Origin of the sequence: Shewanella nanhaiensis (genome assembly GCF_019457885.1) — a bacterium.
GTDB classification, from domain to species: domain Bacteria; phylum Pseudomonadota; class Gammaproteobacteria; order Enterobacterales; family Shewanellaceae; genus Shewanella; species Shewanella nanhaiensis.
Genome location: NZ_JAHZST010000019.1, coordinates 23,357 through 44,149, shown reverse-complemented (window position 1 = coordinate 44,149; position 20,793 = coordinate 23,357). Strand labels below are relative to the sequence as shown.

Sequence of the window (20,793 nt, the reverse complement as noted above, 5' to 3'; positions counted from 1 at the left end):
CCATGACTTTTATGATGAAAGGGGGCGGGAGCCTTAACTCAACTCTGTTTCTTGATGGTACGTATGCAGCCTGATAATGCGAGCAATGAGGTAACGGCAGAGCTCCTCTATTCAGTGCCGGTGGCTAATCAGTTGGGAGAGGGGGTCATTTGGGATTCGCTAAGTCAAAAGGTGTGGTGGACAGATATCGAAGGGGAGATGTTATACGCCTTTGAACCTAAAAGTCACAAATTGAGTCAATGGCTTATGCCAGAGCGGCTCTGCAGTTTTGCTTTGACTGAGACTAAGGGGTTGATACTGGCAGCCTTCGCCTCGGGGTTTGCGCTCTACCGTTTTGAAGGTAAGGGGCCTGATATTGAGTGGTTAGCCCGTCCTGAGTTATCACTACAGGGAAATAGGATGAATGATGGCAGGGTTGATGCCAAGGGACGCTTTTGGTGTGGCAGTATGGTTGAGAATGAAACTGCACAAGTGGATACAGGAAGTCTCTATTGTATTGATAAAGGCCTGTGCCAATTCCAGAGAGATGGTTATCAAATATTTAATGGTCTTGCCTGGAGCCCTGATAACCGTTGGCTCTACTGTGCTGATTCAGCTAAAAATCGTATCTATCGGCACTCATTTGATGATAAAACAGCCTCTATAGGACCTGCTGAGACCTTTGCTACGACTCAGGAGCATACTTATCCAGACGGGGCGACGGTTGACTCAAAAGGAGGTTTATGGAGCGGACAGTGGGGAGGCGGAAGAGTTGTACGTTACTCTGCTAATGGTGATATCCAATTTATACTCAAGTTACCCGTGAGTCAGCCTAGTTGCGTGTCTTTTGGGGGGGAGCAGATGAACTTGCTGTTTGTCACAACGGCTCGTGAGGGCTTGTCGTCAAAACAGTTAGATCAACAAGCGTTAGCCGGTGATCTGCTCGTGTATCAATTGAAAGGCGTTCGAGGCCTGCCAACCCCTCATTATCAACTATAGTGTCAGCTTTAAAATAGCATCAACTCCCTTTCTGCTACTTCTTTATAGAGCCGTTACGTCTTTCTCTGCTATCAATTCCTAGTGTTTTCTCTTTTTATCTTTAATACCGCTTTTTCTTTATCAATTCGATGCAATAAATCATCTCGGCAAAATCATATTTAATTGATTTTTAGCTACTTTTTATAAAGTTGATTAATGGTCTTGTTTTTTATGGTATTTATAGTATAAATTAAAGTTAGACGAGATAATCATCATAGAAATGGGGCTACATGGACAAAATCTTGGTTACTGGCGGGATGGGGTATATTGGCAGTCATACCTGTTTAGCACTGCTCGAATCGGGTTTTGAACCTGTTATTTTTGATAATTTATCTAACTCGAGTGCTGGCGTGTTACAGCAGATATACACAATCAGTGGACAAGTCCTCTCGTTTGTTGAAGGTGATATTCGCGATACAGCTCTGCTGAAACAGGTGTTGATTAAGCATCAATGTGTTGCTGTTATCCACTTTGCTGCATTAAAAGCCGTGGGGGAGTCCACTGAGCAGCCCCATCGTTATTACGATAATAATGTAGGCGGTACCCTCTCTTTACTCAAAGCGATGGAGGAGAGTGCTGTACGCAACATAGTGTTTAGTTCATCGGCCACTGTTTATGGCGATCCTGATTATATTCCTATCGATGAGCGTCATCCCATTCGTGCGACAAATCCCTATGGCTGGAGCAAGGTGATGGTGGAGCAGATCCTGCGAGATACCTGCGCCTCTAAAGCGAGTTGGCAGGCAATCTCTTTACGGTATTTTAATCCTGTTGGTGCCCATGATTCAGGTCTGTTAGGTGAAAACCCTATGGGGATGCCCAATAATTTGATGCCATTTATCGCTCAGGTTGCCGTTGGTAAGAGAGAGTATTTACAGGTGTTTGGTGATGATTACCCCACAGATGATGGCACAGGCGTTAGAGATTATATCCATGTGATGGATTTAGCTGCCGGCCATGTGCAGGCGCTGCAAGGAAAGAGGGGAGTAAAGGGATTCTATGCCTACAACCTTGGAACGGGTCAAGGGTATTCAGTGCTAGAGATGGTTAATAGTTTCTCCAAAGAGAGCGGACAAGCTATTCCCTATAGAGTCGCCGATCGCCGCAGTGGCGATATTCCATGCTCATATGCCGATCCCAGCTTAGCTCAGCGTGAACTTGATTGGCAGGCCAGCCGAGATTTAACCCAGATGACGGCGGATGTTTGGCGTTGGCAGTCAAAGTACCCAATGGGCATATAGGGCTTGCCGGTTTCTATTTTAATAGCAGCTTCAGTGACTGGGGCTCCTTTTTAGAGCAAAGCCTAAATAATTCAGAAAGGATTTATCGTGGATCTTAATAAACTATTTGAACAATTTGAGTCACTTTTTTCCAGAACTGTCGAGGGTGTTAGCAGTGCGCCGGGGAGAGTTAATTTAATTGGCGAATTTACCGATTATAATGATGGGTATGTTCTGCCTTGTGCTTTGCCATTCAGAACTTATGTGGCTTATCGTAAGCGTAGCGATAATATCATTATGGCTTATTCCACAAATTATCCAGATGAGTGCGAAGCCTTTGAGCTGGCTCCTGCGATCTCCCATGGGATGAGCCACTGGGGAAACTATGTTCGTGCGATTGCCTATGTGTATAAAATGGCAGGTTATCAGTTAAGTGGTATGGACATTTTGATTAGCTCTAATGTGCCACAGGGGGCTGGTTTATCATCATCTGCGGCGCTAGAGGTGGCGTTAGGTGGCGCCTTAAATCAAGCTTTTGAACTTGACTTGACCCTTGAGAAGATTGCGCTTTTAGGTCAGCAGGCTGAAAATTACTTTTTAGGTTGCCAGTGCGGGATCATGGATCAACTGGTTTCAGCGAAGGCCATTAAAAACCAAGCCTTGATGATTGATTGTATGAGCCTTGCTATTGAGCACTTCTCTGTTCCAGAAGAGTTGGCATTAATCGTTATTAACTCTAATTTTCCGCGTAAGTTAGTTGAAAGCGAATATAACCAGCGTCGCAGAGACTGCATGAATGCGGCGGCAAAGATGGGAGTTTCAACCTTACGTCAAGCGAGTTTGAATCTGCTTGAGGAGAGTAGGGCCTTGATGACGCTAAATGAGTATAAGCGTGCTCACCACGTTATCACTGAAAACCGTCGCGTATTGCAAGCTGCTAAAGCCCTGCAAGAGAATAATCTGCAAGCACTTAGCGAGCTGATGGCTGAGTCACACATCTCACTACGGGACAACTTTGAGGTCACCGTTGCCGTTACTGATGGCTTGGTGGATATTTGCCATAGCGCACTGGGAACAGCCTGTGCGACTCGGATGACAGGTGGTGGTTTTGGCGGTGCGGTCATCTGTATCTGTCGCCATGGGGATGTGCCTAAGATTGTTGAGGCAGTTTCAAGCCAGTACCATCAATATTTTGGCTTACAGGAGACTATCTATGTTGTTAATGCGGCTGGTGGCTTAATGACCACCTTAGGTACAGATAGATCAGCTCTAGTGAGCGAGGAGTTCTTACCATGAAGTGTTGCTGCATAACGCTTAGCGTGGCGGTACTTTGTAGCACCATGGTCACAAGCTGTAGTCAAAGCAATATAGCACCTAAAGTTAACAGACAACCTAATGTTATCTACTTTCTAGCTGATGACTTAGGGGTTGGCGATTTGGGCAGTTATGGACAGCAACATATTCGCACTCCAAACATTGATAAGCTTGCCGCTGAGGGGATGCGTTTTTCCCGTCATTATGCAGGCAGCTCCGTGTGCGCTCCCTCCCGGGCAAGCTTGATGACTGGGCGGGATATGGGGCATACAGATATCAGAGGCAATACTCAACTTAAGAACCAACCTGATATTCCTGAGTATCAGGGTCAATATCCATTAGCCCAAGGCACCATCACGCTGGCTCATCTGTTTCAGCAAGCGGGTTATCAAACGGGGGCTTTTGGTAAATGGGGTCTAGGCTCATTACAAAGTAGTGGCAACCCAAAGGCGATGGGGTTTGATCAGTTTTATGGATACCTTGATCAGCGTCATGCCCATAACTATTTTCCACAATACCTATGGGCAGGTGATGAGGTAGTTAGGCTAGATAACCCAGCTATTAATGTTCATCCTAAGCTTGGCCGTGATAAGAGCGATCACAGGGAGTATATCGGCAAAGATTACGCGCCATATAAGATCTTAGCCAGAGCTAAGGAGTTTATTCATCAAAATAGGGATGAAGCGTTTTTCCTTTATGTTCCTTTTGTGGTCCCCCATGCCGCAATTCAGATCCCGGATAAAGAGCTGGAGGGCTATCAATTTGATGAGACTCCACACCGCCTTGGTGGAGCTCGTGCCTATACGCCCCATCCTAAGCCTAGAGCGGCTCGCGCAGCGATGATATCGAGAATGGATAGGGATGTTGGTGACATTATGGCTATGCTGAAAGAGCTTGGGCTGGATGACAATACACTTGTCCTATTTTCCAGTGATAATGGTGCTACCACCGCTGGTGGCTCTGATATCAACTTCTTTAATAGCACAGCAGGCGCTAGAGGAGAAAAAGCCACCTTGTATGAAGGTGGGATCCGCGCGCCCTTAATTGCTCGCTGGCCTGGTAATATTTCTGCTGGGAGCGAGAGTGATCACTTATCGGCATTTTGGGACATGTTACCAACGTTTGCACAGCTGCTGGATCTGAGTGTGCCTGAAGATATTCAAGGGATCTCCATGTTGCCAACTTTGTTAGGGAAACCTCAAAATGAGCAGCACGCGAGCCTATATTGGGAGTTTTTTAGTCGTAACCCCTCACAAGCTGTGGTGATGGGAAACTGGAAGGCGATCAGGCATTACAGTAAAGAGAGTGGCAACAGTGTATTAGAACTCGGTGCGACCGCCCTGTACAACTTGCAAGAGGATCCGACTGAGAGTGAAGATCTTGCCGCTAAACACCCTGAGTTGGTAAAGCAAGCGGAGATGATCATGGCCCAGCGTCAACGCTCGTCTCATCTACCATGGAACTTTCAATCGAATAACTAGCACCTTTATAAGTTGCCAAAAACAGAAAGGAGCCTGAAGGCTCCTTTCTGTTTTTGGCTGGTTACTGCAACTCCTCAAGATAAGGTTAACGCTTTTATCGATAACCTGATTCTATGATCTGCTCTAGCTTTTGTTTCATGTTATTGACTCGGTCACTATGGCTGTTTGCTAAGTTATTTTGCTCAGCTATATCATCTGTTAACTTGTACAGTTGCTCCGAATTTTGTACCCCTAGCTCTATATCTTTGTTCTTGCTCCAATCAGGTAGTGTGTTGTCGAGAGCTGGGCGGATGTATTTCCACTCTCCATGTCGCAGAGAGATGGTTCCAAGGGACTCTTCTACCAAAAATTCACGCCCGCTCTCTGATCTGCCTAACCAGGTATCCAGCTGAGGTATACTGTCTATGGCTTCATCTTCCACTAAATCGAGTCTCAGTAACTCAGCCATAGATGCGTAGATATCAATTTGTGTGGTTAATGCATCACTCTCTTTAGGCTGAATATGCTCAGGCCAATAGACGATGGTAGGTACGCGGGTACCCGCTTCGTATGCACTGTATTTTCCACCACGAAATGGCCCTGAAGGCTTGTGATTACCTAACATCTCAACGGCATTATCATCGTATCCATCATCCAGTACTGGGCCATTATCACTGGTGAAAATGACAATGGTATTTTCAGCAATACCTTGTTTTTCTAATTCTTTAACTATCTGTCCAGTCATCCAATCCAACTGAACGATTGCATCTCCTCTGGGACCCATACCACTTTTCCCTTGGAAACGCTTATGAGGCAAACGGGGAACATGGATATCATGCATTGAATGAAATAGGAAAAAGGGTTGCTCCTTATGTTCCCGAATAAAGTCGACGGCTTTGGCGGTAAAGATGTCAGGAAAGTCTTCATCTATCCAATAAGCGGATTCACCGCCTGTCATGCTACCAATGCGGCTGACACCATTGACTATGGTATTGCTGTGCTGGGGATCGGCTTTCATCTTTAACAGCTGAGGATGAGAGATACCAGTGGGGAGCGTGCCAATATTTTCCTGATAGTTTACTGAGAGAGGATCTGTTGTTTGCAGATCCACTACATGGTGGTTTTCTAAAAATACCGTTGGCACTCTGTCACCAGTAGCAGGTAAAAGAAAGCTGTAGTCAAAACCAATCTCAAGAGGACCTGGTTTGACAGCCTGGTTCCAATCAACGTCACCATAACCTAACCCTAGGTGCCATTTACCGATAACAGCCGATGCATAACCCGCACGTTTGAGCAGTTTTGGTAGTGTGGCTTGTCTGGGGCTAATCAATAGCGGTGCATCACCAGGTAAAATGGCCGCATCGGAGCGAAAGCCATGCTCTCCTGTCAGTAGCGAGTAACGTGACGGTGTGCAGGTTGCAGCTGAGGCGTGAGAATCTGTTAGTTTAAGTCCTTTTGCTGCTAATGCATCAATATTGGGGGTGTTGACTCCTGTTCCTCCATAGCTGCTGATGTCACCATAACCAAGATCATCGGCATAGATGATCACTAAGTTAGGTTTACCTAGTTCGGTGGAGGCTAAACTAGTATCTACATCAGGTTGTATCGACTGGTCAGCACTGTAGCATCCGCTGACAACTGCTCCTGTAATCAATGTGAGTAGCACAGATCGGGTAAAGGTCATTATATCTATTCCATAACTTAAATTGTCATATTAATAATACATTAAGTAATCCTTTGCAACTTTAATAGTGACTCGTCGCTTGAGATTGATAGTTAGGGTTTAGTTCAGAAACCATGGGAGCATTCACCGAGATTTGCCATTGATTTAAGGCTTTAAACAGTTTCTCCCTTATTTCAGGTTTTTGATTAGCAAGGTTATTTCTCTCTTCACTGTCTTTGTCTAAATCGAATAGTAGCTGTTTACCCGTTTCATAGCTGTGGATTAATTTATAGCGCCCTAATCGTATCGCCGCTGCGGGTGTGTGTTTCCAGTAAGGATGGTTAGCTTGACCACGGTAGGGAGCAAATTGATCGATATAGACAGGAGCATGCCAGTAAAGTGCTCTCTCTGGTTGCTCCTTGTCTTGTTCGGCTAGTGAAATGATATCTTGGTTGTGTAGCGCTAGTTTAGGCTGCAGGAGGTGTTTTATACCTAAAAATAGATCGCTCATCTGCACTGGAGTCCTATTTTGACTATTTGCTGGTATCTGTGCGGGCCACGAGAGAATAAGTGGGATCTTAAGACCCCCTTCGAATAAGCTACTTTTGTAGCCACGATAAGGCAGAGATGAGGTTGCGGGATCATAGGCGCCGTTATCGGATGCAAACACCACTAAGGTATTTTCACGCTGTTCGCTTTTCTCTATGGCTTGTAGAAGCTTACCCACATTTTTATCAAGGTTGGCGATCATCGCCGCATAAGCCGCGCTCTTGATCTCTCCAGCTTGCTGTCTGGCTTTGTGCTGATTGACCCACTCTTTTGGAGCTTCTATCGGGGTATGGACAGCGTAAAATGGGAGGTAAAGAAAGAAAGGTTGCCGTTGTGATGAGATGTAGTTAACGGCCTCTCGAGTTATTCGGTCGCTGAGGTACTCGTCTTTGTTCCCCCCCTCTTCAAGCCCTATGAGTTTGCGTTTCCCTTTACTGTAGGGATAAAAATAACTGGGGGGATGGCCTAAGTGGGAGGCAGCAATAGCGGTATCAAAGCCGTACTCTGTGGGCGCAGTCTTACCAAGGTGCCACTTCCCGATGACGGCAGTGGTGTAACCTTGTTGTTTAAATAGGTCGGCAATAGTGGTGAGTTTAGGATTGAGTTCGGTTTTATTGGTGGCTGGAATTAATTTGCGGTATCGGCTCTCTCCGCGCTCAGAGCTGCCTACGGTTAAGATACCGTGCTCTGCCGGTGTTAGACCTGTCATCAGGCTGGCTCGACTGGGAGCGCAATTGGCGGCATTGGCATAAGCTTGAGTAAATCGAACTCCTGAGTTGGCGAGCCTATTGATATTGGGTGTTGGATATTGGGTTGAACCGTAGATGCCTGTATCCATAATGCCAAGATCATCGATATAGATGATGACAACATTAGCCTGTTTAAGCTTATCTCCCTCCTTTTTTAAGGGAGAAAAGGATGCGTTTATCTTGGCGCTAATCACTAGTCCAAGTAAAAGTGCTGTTAGAAGCGTTTTGTTGGTTTTCAAGTCACTCTCCAATCAGTGGGGTGTTATTTACTATTAGTAATACTTTTAATTGTTTGTTTTTAATCTAAATTTAAAATCACTGTCACTTTTTGTATTGCACTCAATCTTGTTACACCTCTCTCTTGATTGTTAATTAATTATTAATTTATCGCTAATTGTTGTTGATTTTTTATTCTTGTCAGTTTATTAATACTATAAATCATAATAAATAGAAACGTTATCTTGGCAACGTAGGATCCTATCTCTGCCTGAATAAAGTTTTTTACTGCTATAACTAATAGATTGAAGGGAGGGATTTATGGCTTGGTTCCGTAAGAGTGCGGTATCTTTGGCGTGTATCAGTGTTATTTCCGGTTTATCCGGGCAAGCGCTTGCTGCCGATGATGCTCAGAAGAAAAACAACAATAAAGAGATGGAGGTCATTGAGGTGCGGGGGATCAAGTCTAGCTTGAAAAAAGCCCTCAACGATAAGCGATATGCCAATCAAGTGGCGGATATGATATCTGCTGAAGATATCGGAAAATTACCAGATGAGAATGTTGCCGATGCGCTTCAACGTGTTACTGGCGTTACAGTGACCCGTGATTCCGGTGAAGGGGCATTAGTCAGTGTACGTGGTGTTGATCCTGGATTGACCAATGTGACTGTCAATGGACAAAGTCAGGCAAGTGCTTCTGGTGAAGGACGTGAATTCTCTTTCGATACGATTGCTTCTGAACATCTGTCCGCTCTTCAGGTTATCAAAAGCCCTACCGCCGATATGGAAGAGGGGGGGATTGGTGCCACGGTAAATCTGGTTACTCGAAGAGCGCTGGATTTTAAGGATAATAAAGCAAAATTGTCGGCATTTGCTGATTACTCTGACTTAACGGGTAAGACTGAGCCTCGCTTGTCAGGCATGATTAGCCGTAAAAATGAAGATGAAACCTTTGGTTTTTTACTGTCTGCGAACCACTCTGTACGTACCTTACAAGAGGAGGCATTACGTGGCTGGGGTTGGCGTGAGTATAATGTTGAAGAGAAGGACGGTTTAGTTGAAGGTGCAGAGGTAGGCGATGAGTTTTCATACTTGAACCGTTTACGTCATCAAACTGGCACTAAAGAGCGGACCCGTACTGGTGCGACAGCATCTTTTCAGCTTTTACCATCAGATGATTCAGAGTTGTACCTTGATGTGCTTTACAGTCAACTAAATCAGATCCGTGATGAAACCTATCTGGAGACTCGATTTCCTTTCGGTAAAAAGGCAGGTCAAGTGATTTTAGATGGCTCAGATTCTGCGGTAATAAATGAGAATGGTACCTTAGTTGCTGGCCAGATTGATGGTGCTCAAGTATTCAACAGTGCTTGGTATAATGAGGAAACAACTGAAACCATCACGGCCACATTAGGTGGAAGCTACATGCTTAATGATAATTGGGAGCTTTCATCTGAAATTGGCCATTCGCACATAGAGCGCAATACTGATAATAATATACGCTCTACCGTTGAGGCTGATCAGCGCTTCGATCTGGATTATTCACTTGATGGCCAATTTCCTGTTATCAATTATTTCGAGGATAAGAAAAAAGAAGCTATTGGACCTGATAGCCTGGCCTTAAATCCAGGTGACAGTGAGCTCTACCAGAATAAACCTGCGAACCTGCGAGTGCAGTTGTTCAATATTGAAAATACTAAAAATACATTTAAATTTGATATTAAAGGTGAACTTGATTCTGAGTTTCTCAGTAGCGTTCAGTTTGGCGCCATGTTTAAAGATCAGAACAAAACTAGAATCAAAAATGAAGTTGTAGTGAAAAAGTTTGCTGGACGCAGTTTGAATGAGTTTTTCAACGATTCAGTCTCAGATCTGTTTGCTGGCTCGGATGCAGAGCAATCTAGTTTAGCTTGGTCTAAAACGGATCTATTTGCACTGCGTGATGCTGCCGTTGAGAGCGGTGAAGATTTAACTACTAAGCCTATTGCTGATTTTGCCTATGATGTCACTGAGCAGACTCAGGCTGCCTATGTTCGTTTTGATTATGCTACTCAAGTGTTTGGCGATATGCCCTTGAGAGGTAATTTCGGCGCGCGCTATGTTGAAACCGATGTCGAATCAAAAGGGATGGGCTTAGATACTGATGAGAGCACGCTTGTCGTAGATAGAACTGTTGAAAATGATTATAGCGATCTGTTACCTAGCTTGAACTTTGCGCTGGGTTTATCAGATGACCTTGTATTACGTGGCGCTGTTGCCAAAGTGATGTCTCGTCCGGCTCTGTCTGATCTGTCTGCTCACCGCGCGATAAGTGAGGTTGATGGGGTTATCAAGATTCGAGGTGGTAACCCAGAGCTAGACCCCTACCGCGCTACCGCATACGACCTGTCATTAGAGTGGTACTTTGATGAAGCGTCACTCTTTTCGGTGGCGGGTTTCTATAAAGATGTGGACTCTTTTATCTTTGATACCCGAGTCGATTCAGTTAATGATGATGGTCAGGATGTTGAGTTGATAACGCCAGTCAACGGGGCGGGTGCGAAAGTTAAAGGGTATGAAATTGCTTTCCAGCATATGTTTGATTACTTGCCAGGTTTGCTTAATGGCTTTGGTGTTAACCTCAACTACACCTATCAAGACAGTGATGCAGACTTTAGCCAAGAGGGAGTGAGTAATAGTTTCGGTATGCCGGGTCTCTCTAAGAACAGCTATAACGCCGTTGTTTTTTATGAGAAAGATGCATTCAGCACTCGTCTTGCTTACAACTACCGTGGTAAGTACCTGTTAGATCCTGATGGCCGTCAAGATGACGTGGTCTTTGGTGATGCATATGGTCAACTGGATTACTCGGTCAGTTACGATATTTTGAAAAATCTAACTGTTAGCTTTAATGCGATTAATTTAACCGAGGCGGAGCAGCGTCAGTACTCTGAGTTTGATGAGCGTTTGTATGAGAACTATGTGTATGGTCGTCGATTCCACCTAGGCTTGAGCTACCGCTTTTAAGCATACATTTTGATTGAATTGAAAAGGCTTCATATATTGAAGCCTTTTTTATTTTCCTCTTACTTTCCCATTGGTTGCAGGCAGTTAGTGTTAGCTATCAATGTAAAACTCTGTAAAGTTGTATTAATGTTGTAATTATGGGTTGAATGTTAATTGTAATATTAATAGTATTATTGTTCGAGCTTATAATTAAAAGCTGTTCTACAGTAAACAGAGTAGCTGTGATCGGAGATAAAATATGCGTATCGGAATTGTCATCATCCTGTTGTTATTTATGGCTGGTTGTCAGGCCACAGAGGAAGATAAGGTTTCAAAAGAGATAACAAAGCAGCCCAACATTCTGTGGATCTATGTGGAAGATATGAATGATTGGATGGGGGCTTATGGTGACAAGACTGTACCGACTCCAAATATTGATCAGCTGGCTAGTCAAGGTGTGCGCTTTGATAAGGTGATCATGCCTGCAGCAGTTTGTTCTGCTGTTCGCTCCGCCATTATTTCTGGTGAGATGCAAACCACTTTAGGCTTTCATAATCATCGTAGTGGCCGCTTCGATTATAACCCTATTACCTTACCTCAAGGTCATAAAACGGTACCTGAGCTATTTCGCGATAACGGTTACGAAACCTTTAATATTGGTAAGGATGATTACAACTTTCACTACGATCGTAGTCAATTATACTCACTTCATCCTGGGCCTGTAGCAGGTCATCAAGGCGCAAAAAATGGTCCAGATTTTGATTGGGGTAAAACGTTAGCTCAATCAGGCAAGCCTTTCTTTGGGCAGATCCAGTTACGTGGCGGGAAATATAAAGTCAAGAATCCCCCTGTTAAAGTCGATCGCGCCAGCGTGACGCTTCCGCCTTACTATAATGATCAACCTTTAACTCGCGACGCTTGGGCGCGCCACTATGAGAATATCCACCTGACGGATCTTGATGTGGGAGAGATAGTTAAAGAACTCAAAGATAACAACCTACTGGAAAACACTATCGTATTCTTCTTTACCGACCATGGCATGGGATTGTTGCGACACAAACAGTTCCTGTATGACGGTGGTCTTCAAGTTCCTTTAGTGATCAGCTGGATGAATGGTAACGATAAGTTACGTGAGCTAGGGGCTGAACGTAAGGAGCTGATCCGCGGTCTTGATATTGGTGGTAGTAGCTTAGGTCTTGCCGGTATCGATATCCCAGCATATATGACAACTGAAAACTTCTTCGCTGCAGATTATCAAGCTAAGCCTTGGGTTATCTCAGCTCGAGACCGCTGTGATTATACCTTTGAAAAGATGCGTTCAGTGCGCACCGACAGGTTTAAATATATCCGTAATTACTTCCCCGAGCGTCCCTATATGCAAGCACAGTATCGTGATAAATGGCCTCTGGTAAAGGAGTATAAAAAAGCCTTCGCAGCTGGAGAGTTTAATGAGATTGAGGCGCAGTTAATGGCTGAGCGTAAGCCTGCTGAGGAGCTATATGATTTGGATAATGATCCCCATGAAGTTAATAACTTAGCAGGTATTGCTGCCTATAAAATCCAGTTAACTAAGATGCGTGGAGTTCTCAATAACTGGGTTGCTGAGACGGGTGATAAAGGTCAACTTCCTGAGTCTGATGTTGGGATCCGAGAGGTGCTGGATTTTTACCATGATAAATGCCAAAGCCCAGAGTGCCAAAGCTATCGTACCCGCCATCAGCTAAGTGGCAATAAGAGTGATTAGAGGAGCGTGATCATGCAAAGACGTACTTTTATTAAATCGATCTCCGCCATGATGGCTACATCGACCACGCTTGGTTGTGTATCTAACTCTTTGGCGACTGAGAAACATATATCAATCACAGATTTTGGGCTTAAACCTAACTCAGGTGATGATGCTATTCCTGCACTGCAAAAGGCGCTGGCATATTGTAAAAAGCACCCTGGTACTTCCCTTATATTTCCTTTTGGACGATATGACTTTTGGAGTACCAAGGCAGATCGTGATTTCTATTATATCTCTAACAACGATGACGGTATCAAGCCGGTGGCTTTTCCACTGACAGAGTTTAAAAACTTGATCATCGATGGTCGGGGTTCCCGTTTCGTTTTTCATGGCGGCATGGTGCCTGTTATTGTTCGTGAGTCTAGCGGCATTACTTTGAAAAATTTCTCTGTGGATTGGGATGTGCCATTTCATTGTGAGGGTATTGTTGAAGCGGTAAATGAAAAAGAGAGCTATGTCGATCTTAAGATTAAAGATGGTTTTAGCTACAAGGTCGAGAATGGGCGTTTTATTTTTGTGGGGGAAGGTTTTGAAAACCCAGTGATCAAAAACTTGCTGGAGTTTGACACTAAGCGACAGAAGCAAGCTTATATGGCGCGAGACAATTTTCAGCGAGAGATCCAACCTGTGACGACCGAGATCCGTCCCGGCGTGTTGCGTTTACAAGGTAAGTACCCCACTTTGCCCAAGGTGGGCAATACCTTGCTCATTATGCAGGAGAGGCGAGATTGGCCCGCTTTCTCGGTACAAGACACCAAAAATACTTGGCTGGAAAATATTGATATCCACCACTCTGGCGCCATGGGAGTCATCGCTCAACTTGCGGACGGCATTAAGCTGGATAAGGTGAATGTTCACCCAAGGGATGGTAGTGGGCGTACGGTTTCAACTACCGTCGATGCAACACATTTTATCAACTGTAAAGGGCATGTCGTCCTCAAAGACTGTCTGTTTCAGGGACAGATTGATGATGGCACAAATGTGCATGGAATGTATGCGAGGGTTGCTGAGATACATGACTCGAACACAATCACGTTTGAGTTAGTACATTATCAGCAGTTAGGGATAGATATCTTTAAACCTGGTAGTCAAGTGAACTTCAGTGACAGTGTCTTGAATGTTTTCCATGACAATGTGGTCGATAAAGCCGTGCGTCAAGATGCTAAGTATTGGACTGTGAGCTTTAAAGAGCCATTAGATACAGCGCTCAAGATAGATGATGTGTTGGATAATATGACCTGGCAACCTGATCATGTAATGATCAGCGGTTGCAGATTTACTGGTAACCGAGCACGAGGTGCCTTGTTGACCGTCTCTGGGAAGATCATTGTTGAGAACAACTATTTTAGTACGCCTATGATGGCGATAAAGATAGGCTCAGGCGGACTAAAGTGGTATGAGTCTGGGCCAGTTGAATCGGTCGAGATCCGTAATAACATCTTCGATAACTGTAACTACGCTAAAGACAGCTCTGCTATCGATATTGTTCCTGGTAGAAAGAGTAAAGCGACCACTCCTTATCATCAGAATGTGAAGATTCACCAAAATGAGTTTCGGGTTTATAACGAGCGAGTTCTCACTACCAGCCGAACTCAAGGGGTCTCCTTTGTGAATAATAAGGTCGTGAAAACCAATGAGTATCCTGAAAGAAAGAGTACTTTTGCACCTATTCATGTAGAGCGTTCCAGTAATTTTGTGTACCAAGGCAATGAGTTTGCAGGTTTTGGGCACAGTGAGCTCCTCTCTATCGATGGCCAGTTCGTTTCTGGTTGGGAAAAGCTGCGAGGAGAGGGGTAATGGGACGTTTATTACTTGCTTCTGCCCTAGCTTGCTTACTGCCCTTTAGTAGTTCACAAGCCCAAGATAACTTACTGTTTATCATGACAGATGAGATGAAGTGGAATGTGATGGGGGTGGCGGGTCACCCTGTAGTGAAAACACCTAATCTTGATAGGCTGGCATCAGAGGGGACCTACTATAAAACTGCTTATACAGTAGCCCCCATCTGTTCACCGTCACGACGCTCGTTTTTTACCTCACGCTATACCCACGTCCATGGGGTTATAGATAACAGTAAACAGGCTTTAGCCAATGATGGTGAGGTTGATCTACAGACGATACTTAAACATGAAGGTTACCGTACTGCGATATCGGGCAAGCTACACTTTTATCCTGAGTGGCATGATTGGGGCTTCGATGAGTTTTGGGCTCGTAGCAGTGAAGGTCCAAACCGTTTGGAAACTTATCGTCAGTATATGGTGGCTAAACATGGCAATGATGCATTTAAGCCTATTAAGGGCAGCGTCACCTATCCAGATGATCCTCTTGGCCATGATTTGGGGCGATACAGATTCGGCAAAGAGGATTTTGAAACCTATTGGTTGACGGACAAAGCGTTGGATTACTTGGCCAGAAAGGAGAAGAAACCTTTCTTCCTATTTTTGAGTTATAACGAGCCCCATAGCCCCTACATGGTGACAGAGCCTTATGCTTCTATGTACGACCCCAAAACCTTGTCAGTACCTAATATTCCTGCAAGCGTTAAGGCTGACCGTAAAGTTGCTTTGGAGAAGAAGATAAAAGGGAAGTCTCGTCATCTGATCGATGATGAGCAGATGATGCGGGACTTAACGGCTCAATACCTCGGCCATGTGTCTAATGTGGATGACAATGTTGGACGAGTCTTGGATTACCTAGATAGTTCAGGGTTAGCTGACAATACTATTGTGGTGTTTACTGCCGATCACGGCAATATGCTTGGGGATCATGGCAAGTGGTTTAAAGGTGTCATGCATGAAGGTTCAAGTCGTATTCCATTGATTATTCGAGCAGGAAAAAACACAAGTTATGCCAAGTTAATGAATCGCGGTAGGGTGGTTGAGCAGGTGGTGGAGAGTATCGATGTTATGCCGACCCTATTGAAGATGCTTGATATCAAGGCACCGATGGGAATGCAGGGAGAGTCCCTACTTTCGCTTACTTCCGGAGAGGCTAAAAATTGGAAAAATAGGGCATTCTCCCAACGCTCCGACTTTATGTTCAGAGAGGGGGATTTTAAGCTCATTATGCCAGCCAAAGCGGGCAAGAAAGGGAAGCTTGAGTTATACAATTTAGCCGAGGATCCCCTTGAGAATCATAATTTGGCTGAGATGCCCGAGTATCAAGCTAAGGTCAAATCGATGCAGCAAAGCATTCACGCTTGGCAAGCGGATAAACCAGCCCCAATCCATGTAGAGGGATTAACGCCGCCAGAGCATCTATTTAATTCCGAGCTATTACGAAGCAAACATCGCCAATCGTTTAAAGCCATGATGTTTGACCATCCAAAGCGTTTTAAGGATGAGAGCAAAACGATAGATAACAGTGCCGGAGAGTAAAATGACAATGAATACCCGTAAAACAGCACTTTGTACCGTATTAGTACCGATATTCATGGGATTACTACAAGCATGTTCGCCAACAAACGAGTCTGTCAGCTCTGAGGTTGGTGCCATAGCGACTGAGTCAGTCGCCGAGGCTCAGAAGCAACCTAATATTTTATTGCTGTTTGCTGATGACTTGGGCTGGACAGACTTAGGTTACCGCACGGCTCGTTGGGATACACCAAACATAGATAGTTTGAAACAGCAGAGTCTTGAGTTTACTCGGGCTTATGTTGCATCGCCCACCTGTAGCCCAAGTCGCGCCTCTGTTATCACAGGGCAACACCCCGCGAGGTTGAAGATGCCGCGGCATATTCCCGATGGCAAAACTGAACTAGGTTTTGATAAATTTCATCGAGCGACGAAAGAGTTTCATCTGTTGCCGACAGATCCTGCTCAGGAACCCTCTAGGAACTACCTACCGCTGGAGGTGACATCCATCGCCGAAGCGGTTAAGCCTTTAGGTTATTACACGGCGTTTTCCGGTAAATGGCATCTGGGTTCAGAGGAGTATTTTCCAATAAAGCAGGGCTTTGATGAGCAGTTTGGAGTATCGACAGCGGGTCATCCAAAGAGTTATCACGCGCCATTTTGGGAGGCATACCGTAACCCCTATCCCGATGCGCCCAAAGGTAAGAATCTGACTGAACGTTTAACGGATGATGTCGTGAACTTTATCAATGATTACGATAAAGATCAGCCCTTTATGTTGACTAACTTCTACTACTCAGTGCATACACCACACCAAGGGCCAAAGGCGGCTACTCAAAAATATTTAGACCGAGGTTTAGATAAGAGATATGCCAATTTCGGTAGCATGGTTGAGTCTTTAGACACCTCAGTCGGTCGCATTCTACAAGCCTTAGAAGATTCTGGACAGGCGGACAATACCGTTGTTATTTTTTACTCAGATCAAGGTGGATACTTCACCAATGCCCCTCTTCGCGGAGGCAAAATTGGAGGCCGAGCCTTGTATGAAGGCGGTGCAAGAGTGCCATTAATGGTACGTTGGCCTGGGGTCACACCTAACTCGCAAATATCGGAGCAGTTGGTGCTATCAACAGATATTTTACCCACATTTGTCGATATTGCCGGTGGAGATCCATCTAGTTTTAAAGAGTTGGATGGTCAGAGCATAGTGCCTATGTTGAAGGGAGAGGTATTGAGTCGCGAACATGTGATCTTATATCGCAACTATGAAGATGCGTATGCTGCCGTTATAGGTAAACGTTGGAAGTTGATTGCTTTTGTCTCTGGTAAAACGGAACTTTATGATCTGCTCACCGATCCTGCTGAAACCATGGATATCTCTAAGCAGCAACCGGAGCGTGTAGCTCAGTTAAAGCAAACCCTATTAGAGTGGCAGATGGATGTGGGGGTTAACCCAATACTTAAACGACCTGATCTGCTCTGATGTTAAGGGACTAAAGAGTTTCTCCTATCAGTATTTCGTGCAGCGATTGATAGGAGGAATTAGTCAGTTTCATCAACACTCCATGAGTTGGTGGAGCTGAAGCGACACTGCTGCACTTTTGCTTTAGGGCGCTTGGACAGGCATTCCTGAAGATTTGTTAATCACTATGTTGATGCCTTATTGCTAGGTTTAATGTGTAGTTTTCCTTTTGTTTGCCGAATTCTGGGTTTGTTAAACCCTGAATTCGGTTTTTTTTTGCCCAATTTTAAGATGGTAAAGAAGGCTATATGTCAGCGAAAAAGTTTCGCCCACTAGGGTCAAACTTCCAAACAAAGCTAGCTGCTAAATATGATAGTCACCCCTTTACTTAGAGAAGTTGCAGTTTCCGGCTGTATGACCCATAACGCTGAATAAGGTTAGTGCTACTTATCTGCAAAGCGATGATATGCAAGGTGCTAGATTAAATTTAAAAACTAACAGTTAACTAAGTCTCTTCAAATAAAAAACCAGAAGTCATGACTTCTGGTTTTCTTTCTCATAGTTAATTACTTTATCCTTTGGATCTTTTCAGCTGTTGCAGGTAGTTGAGCATGCTCAGGTGGCCCTGTTTTCGGGCAAAGCTGATGCCTGTGTCGATAAGTTGTGGATGCGCGGAATAATTTGATAGGTATCGCTTAAGGTAGTCCAAGGCGTCAGTCGTTTTGCCGTTATGATCTAATGCCACCAGATAGACATATTGATATTGCACATTTTGAGGGGCTAGTGTGGCAGCGTTCTCTAGGTATTTTTCAGCGGCTAAATAATCTTTAGCTCTTATGAGGTGTAAACCTAATCCGTAATGCAGACCTGAAGAGTTAGGGTTGTGTAATAGTCCCTCTTTAAAAGTGTTACTGGCCTTGCTCGTTTGTCCGCTTGCTCGGTAAATATCTGCCAGATTAATATAGCTTGGGTCGAAATAGGGGTCGGTGGCAATGCTGGCGATAAGCTGGGTTTCAGCTTTCTCCCATTGGCCTAGTGCCAGATGTTGTAATGCCAGATTCAATCTTCCCTCTCCTCGCCAACTGCTGACTTCATTAGAAAAGGTTAACTCTTGGGTTGCCTTTAGCTTTGTATCTGCACTCAAGGTTCTTGCTGCTGCGATACGAACAGAGCGTAGTGGGTCGTTTAATAAAGGGGAAAGCGCCTGTGCTCGAATATTATCTGGTAAGAGGTAGCCTTGCTCCGCAGCAGCTAAGCGAATAAGTGGCTCTGATGAGGTGAGTTGGCTCTGATACCAGTTAACGTTGACGGTCTCATGGGTCATAGGTAGTAGCTCGATTGCACTGGCACGCTTGATAGCTGCAATACTTGCATCATCGATTATTTTTCTGTGGGCGATTGGCGAGATCGCCTCCCCAGCTCTAAGGGAGATGAGTGCGAGCTGGTTTGACGCTAGCTGTTTTTCACCGCCAAACCAGTCTTTTAATTGTGCAGCTGCCCAGTTAGGATCTTTATCTTGATGGCAACGATTGCAGGCGTTAGGTGAGCCCGTTTGTTCGCTCAATGTAGGGCGCGGAATACTAAAGCTATGGTCTCGCCTGTCATCAACGCCCATATAACGGGTTTGTGGCATATGACAATCAACACATAGACTGCCGGCTGTTCCCGCTTTGTGGTGAAGGTGCTCCTTAGTATTAAAGTGCGCTGGACTATGACACTGCAGACACAGATTATTACCTTCAGCTTTAAGCTTCATAGTATGGCTATCATGGCAATCTAGGCAGTTGACACCAGCGGCTTGCATCTTGCTCTGCATAAAGGAGCCATACACATAGACCTCCTCCTTAATTTGACCGTCAGGATAATAGCTTGGAGCATTGATAAATCTAGGGGAGAATTGATCCAGAAACGGCTCTTGCGCTTCAATTCCGTCGGTTAGTGGCGATCTTAGGGAGTGACAGGCGAAACAGGTTTCCATAAAGCGGTTGTCTCTGGGCTCTCCGTGCCAAGTGGCTACCTTTTCCTCGACCTTTCGTTTCCAGACTCCTTTATCGTCCCTATGCATGGGGTTAGTGTTGAGTGATAACTGACTTGGGTTATTACTTTTGATTGTTTGCGCTTGGCTATGGGCCGACATATCTCCATGACAGGATAGACAGCCCACATTGATATTATCCCACTGGGTATCGAAAGATTGTTCACTCAAAGAGAAGTGTCGTTTGAGTCCGTCAGAGTGACAATCGGCGCACATGCCATTCCAGTTCTGTAGTGGTTGTCGCCAATGTAGTCTGTCGTTGGGAGCGATAGCTTCATTTTGGTAGTTGTGGTACCACCTCTGCCCACCTTCAGTTTTTGGTCGACTGTCCCATGCAAATGGCAATACCTGTAGCTTTCCTTTGCCAGTCTCGACTAGATACTGCTGCAGAGGGTAGTGGCCAAAGCTGTATTTTACTTCGAAGCTTTGCTTGGCTTTACCCGGCTGTTTTTCAGTTTTGTCATAGCTGATATCGGCAAAGTATTTTCCACTCTTGTGGTAAAAGTGAGCTCTTTGGCCATAGTGCTGGATATCGACTGAGGAAAAGTCACCTAATACATTGGCTTCCGTTGCAATTGCCATCGCTTTAGCATGATCAGATTGTTGCCAATGGCCAGCTTCCTGTTGGTGGCAGCTGATACAGCTAGTATTACTTTTTGGCTGTGCCTTCTCTGAAGCAGAGAGCTCAAGGGATAAGATTAGCATGATGAGAATAGAGAAACGCAGCACAATGACTCCAAACCTTTTGCAACCAATATCTAGAAGAGGATCGACTGCCAAGATGTTATTATTTTCTAATTATCATATATATTTTATAGAGGAAGAACCATACACTTGTTAAATATTTCATTGCTTGTCCGCCTTTAAATCACCCTGACAGGGAATCTACCGCCAAGGAGATCTTGACTGGAATATAAGTCGGCTATTAATTTATTATTTTTATTAATTAGTCGGTTAAGTTGTTTAGGTGATAAGGGGTCTAGT

Annotated in this window: 12 protein-coding genes; 9 read left to right on the top strand and 3 right to left on the bottom strand. The window is 44.7% G+C overall.

Annotation, left to right across the window (positions count from 1 at the left end; all coding sequences use genetic code 11):
• Nucleotides 1-63 precede the first annotated feature (63 nt).
• From K0625_RS20410 to K0625_RS20395, 4 genes are all read left to right on the top strand, one after another.
• Nucleotides 64-978, top strand: coding sequence for an SMP-30/gluconolactonase/LRE family protein (locus K0625_RS20410; protein ID WP_220111345.1), 915 nt, complete (start codon nucleotides 64-66; stop codon nucleotides 976-978).
• 269 nt (nucleotides 979-1,247) lie between these two features.
• Nucleotides 1,248-2,258: a UDP-glucose 4-epimerase GalE gene (gene galE, locus K0625_RS20405; protein WP_220111344.1), complete on the top strand. Its 1,011-nt coding sequence runs from the start codon at nucleotides 1,248-1,250 to the stop codon at nucleotides 2,256-2,258.
• Nucleotides 2,259-2,345: 87 nt separating this feature from the next.
• Nucleotides 2,346-3,533 carry a galactokinase gene (gene galK, locus K0625_RS20400; protein ID WP_333473875.1) on the top strand — a complete coding sequence of 396 codons (1,188 nt, stop codon included), beginning with the start codon at nucleotides 2,346-2,348 and terminating at the stop codon, nucleotides 3,531-3,533.
• Nucleotides 3,530-5,032 carry an arylsulfatase gene (locus K0625_RS20395; RefSeq protein ID WP_220111343.1) on the top strand — a complete coding sequence of 501 codons (1,503 nt, stop codon included), beginning with the start codon at nucleotides 3,530-3,532 and terminating at the stop codon, nucleotides 5,030-5,032. Before galK ends, K0625_RS20395 begins: the two co-directional genes overlap by 4 nt.
• A 94-nt stretch (nucleotides 5,033-5,126) precedes the next feature.
• Here K0625_RS20395 and K0625_RS20390 read toward each other — a convergent pair whose 3' ends face one another.
• Both K0625_RS20390 and K0625_RS20385 read right to left on the bottom strand, forming a co-directional pair.
• Complete coding sequence (locus tag K0625_RS20390) at nucleotides 5,127-6,695, bottom strand: sulfatase family protein (protein ID WP_232847209.1); 1,569 nt, start codon at nucleotides 6,693-6,695, stop codon at nucleotides 5,127-5,129.
• Nucleotides 6,696-6,756: 61 nt separating this feature from the next.
• Nucleotides 6,757-8,211 carry a sulfatase gene (locus K0625_RS20385; protein WP_220111342.1) on the bottom strand — a complete coding sequence of 485 codons (1,455 nt, stop codon included), beginning with the start codon at nucleotides 8,209-8,211 and terminating at the stop codon, nucleotides 6,757-6,759.
• A gap of 298 nt (nucleotides 8,212-8,509) precedes the next feature.
• Here K0625_RS20385 and K0625_RS20380 point away from each other — a divergent pair, with 298 nt between their 5' ends.
• The 5 genes from K0625_RS20380 (at nucleotide 8,510) to K0625_RS20360 (ending at nucleotide 17,795) form a co-directional block, all read left to right on the top strand.
• The gene (locus K0625_RS20380; RefSeq protein WP_220111341.1) at nucleotides 8,510-11,194 is read left to right on the top strand and encodes a TonB-dependent receptor; all 2,685 of its coding nucleotides are present in this window, start codon (nucleotides 8,510-8,512) and stop codon (nucleotides 11,192-11,194) included.
• A 238-nt stretch (nucleotides 11,195-11,432) separates the two neighbouring features.
• On the top strand, nucleotides 11,433-12,917 hold the full coding sequence (locus K0625_RS20375; protein ID WP_220111340.1) for a sulfatase family protein: 1,485 nt from the start codon (nucleotides 11,433-11,435) through the stop codon (nucleotides 12,915-12,917).
• Nucleotides 12,918-12,929: 12 nt separating this feature from the next.
• Entirely contained in the window at nucleotides 12,930-14,756 is a 1,827-nt protein-coding gene (locus K0625_RS20370; protein WP_220111339.1) for an alpha-1,3-galactosidase-related protein, read from the top strand.
• Nucleotides 14,756-16,336 carry a sulfatase family protein gene (locus K0625_RS20365; RefSeq protein WP_220111338.1) on the top strand — a complete coding sequence of 527 codons (1,581 nt, stop codon included), beginning with the start codon at nucleotides 14,756-14,758 and terminating at the stop codon, nucleotides 16,334-16,336. Before K0625_RS20370 ends, K0625_RS20365 begins: the two co-directional genes overlap by 1 nt.
• Nucleotide 16,337: 1 nt before the next feature.
• Nucleotides 16,338-17,795, top strand: coding sequence for a sulfatase (locus K0625_RS20360; protein WP_220111337.1), 1,458 nt, complete (start codon nucleotides 16,338-16,340; stop codon nucleotides 17,793-17,795).
• Between the two features lie 550 nt (nucleotides 17,796-18,345).
• Here K0625_RS20360 and K0625_RS20355 read toward each other — a convergent pair.
• A complete protein-coding gene (locus K0625_RS20355) occupies nucleotides 18,346-20,538 on the bottom strand; it encodes a tetratricopeptide repeat protein (RefSeq protein WP_220111336.1) in 2,193 nt (730 codons plus the stop codon).
• Nucleotides 20,539-20,793 lie beyond the last annotated feature (255 nt).

What these genes read in the sequence shown, in the direction of transcription:
- K0625_RS20390 (WP_232847209.1), bottom strand. Translation starts at nt 6,695, where the DNA reads ATGACCTTTACCCGATCTGTGCTACTCACATTGATTACAGGAGCAGTT.
- K0625_RS20395 (WP_220111343.1), top strand. Translation starts at nt 3,530, where the DNA reads ATGAAGTGTTGCTGCATAACGCTTAGCGTGGCGGTACTTTGTAGCACC.
- K0625_RS20365 (WP_220111338.1), top strand. Translation starts at nt 14,756, where the DNA reads ATGGGACGTTTATTACTTGCTTCTGCCCTAGCTTGCTTACTGCCCTTT.
- galE (WP_220111344.1), top strand. Translation starts at nt 1,248, where the DNA reads ATGGACAAAATCTTGGTTACTGGCGGGATGGGGTATATTGGCAGTCAT.
- K0625_RS20370 (WP_220111339.1), top strand. Translation starts at nt 12,930, where the DNA reads ATGCAAAGACGTACTTTTATTAAATCGATCTCCGCCATGATGGCTACA.
- K0625_RS20380 (WP_220111341.1), top strand. Translation starts at nt 8,510, where the DNA reads ATGGCTTGGTTCCGTAAGAGTGCGGTATCTTTGGCGTGTATCAGTGTT.
- K0625_RS20410 (WP_220111345.1), top strand. Translation starts at nt 64, where the DNA reads ATGCAGCCTGATAATGCGAGCAATGAGGTAACGGCAGAGCTCCTCTAT.
- K0625_RS20360 (WP_220111337.1), top strand. Translation starts at nt 16,338, where the DNA reads ATGACAATGAATACCCGTAAAACAGCACTTTGTACCGTATTAGTACCG.
- K0625_RS20375 (WP_220111340.1), top strand. Translation starts at nt 11,433, where the DNA reads ATGCGTATCGGAATTGTCATCATCCTGTTGTTATTTATGGCTGGTTGT.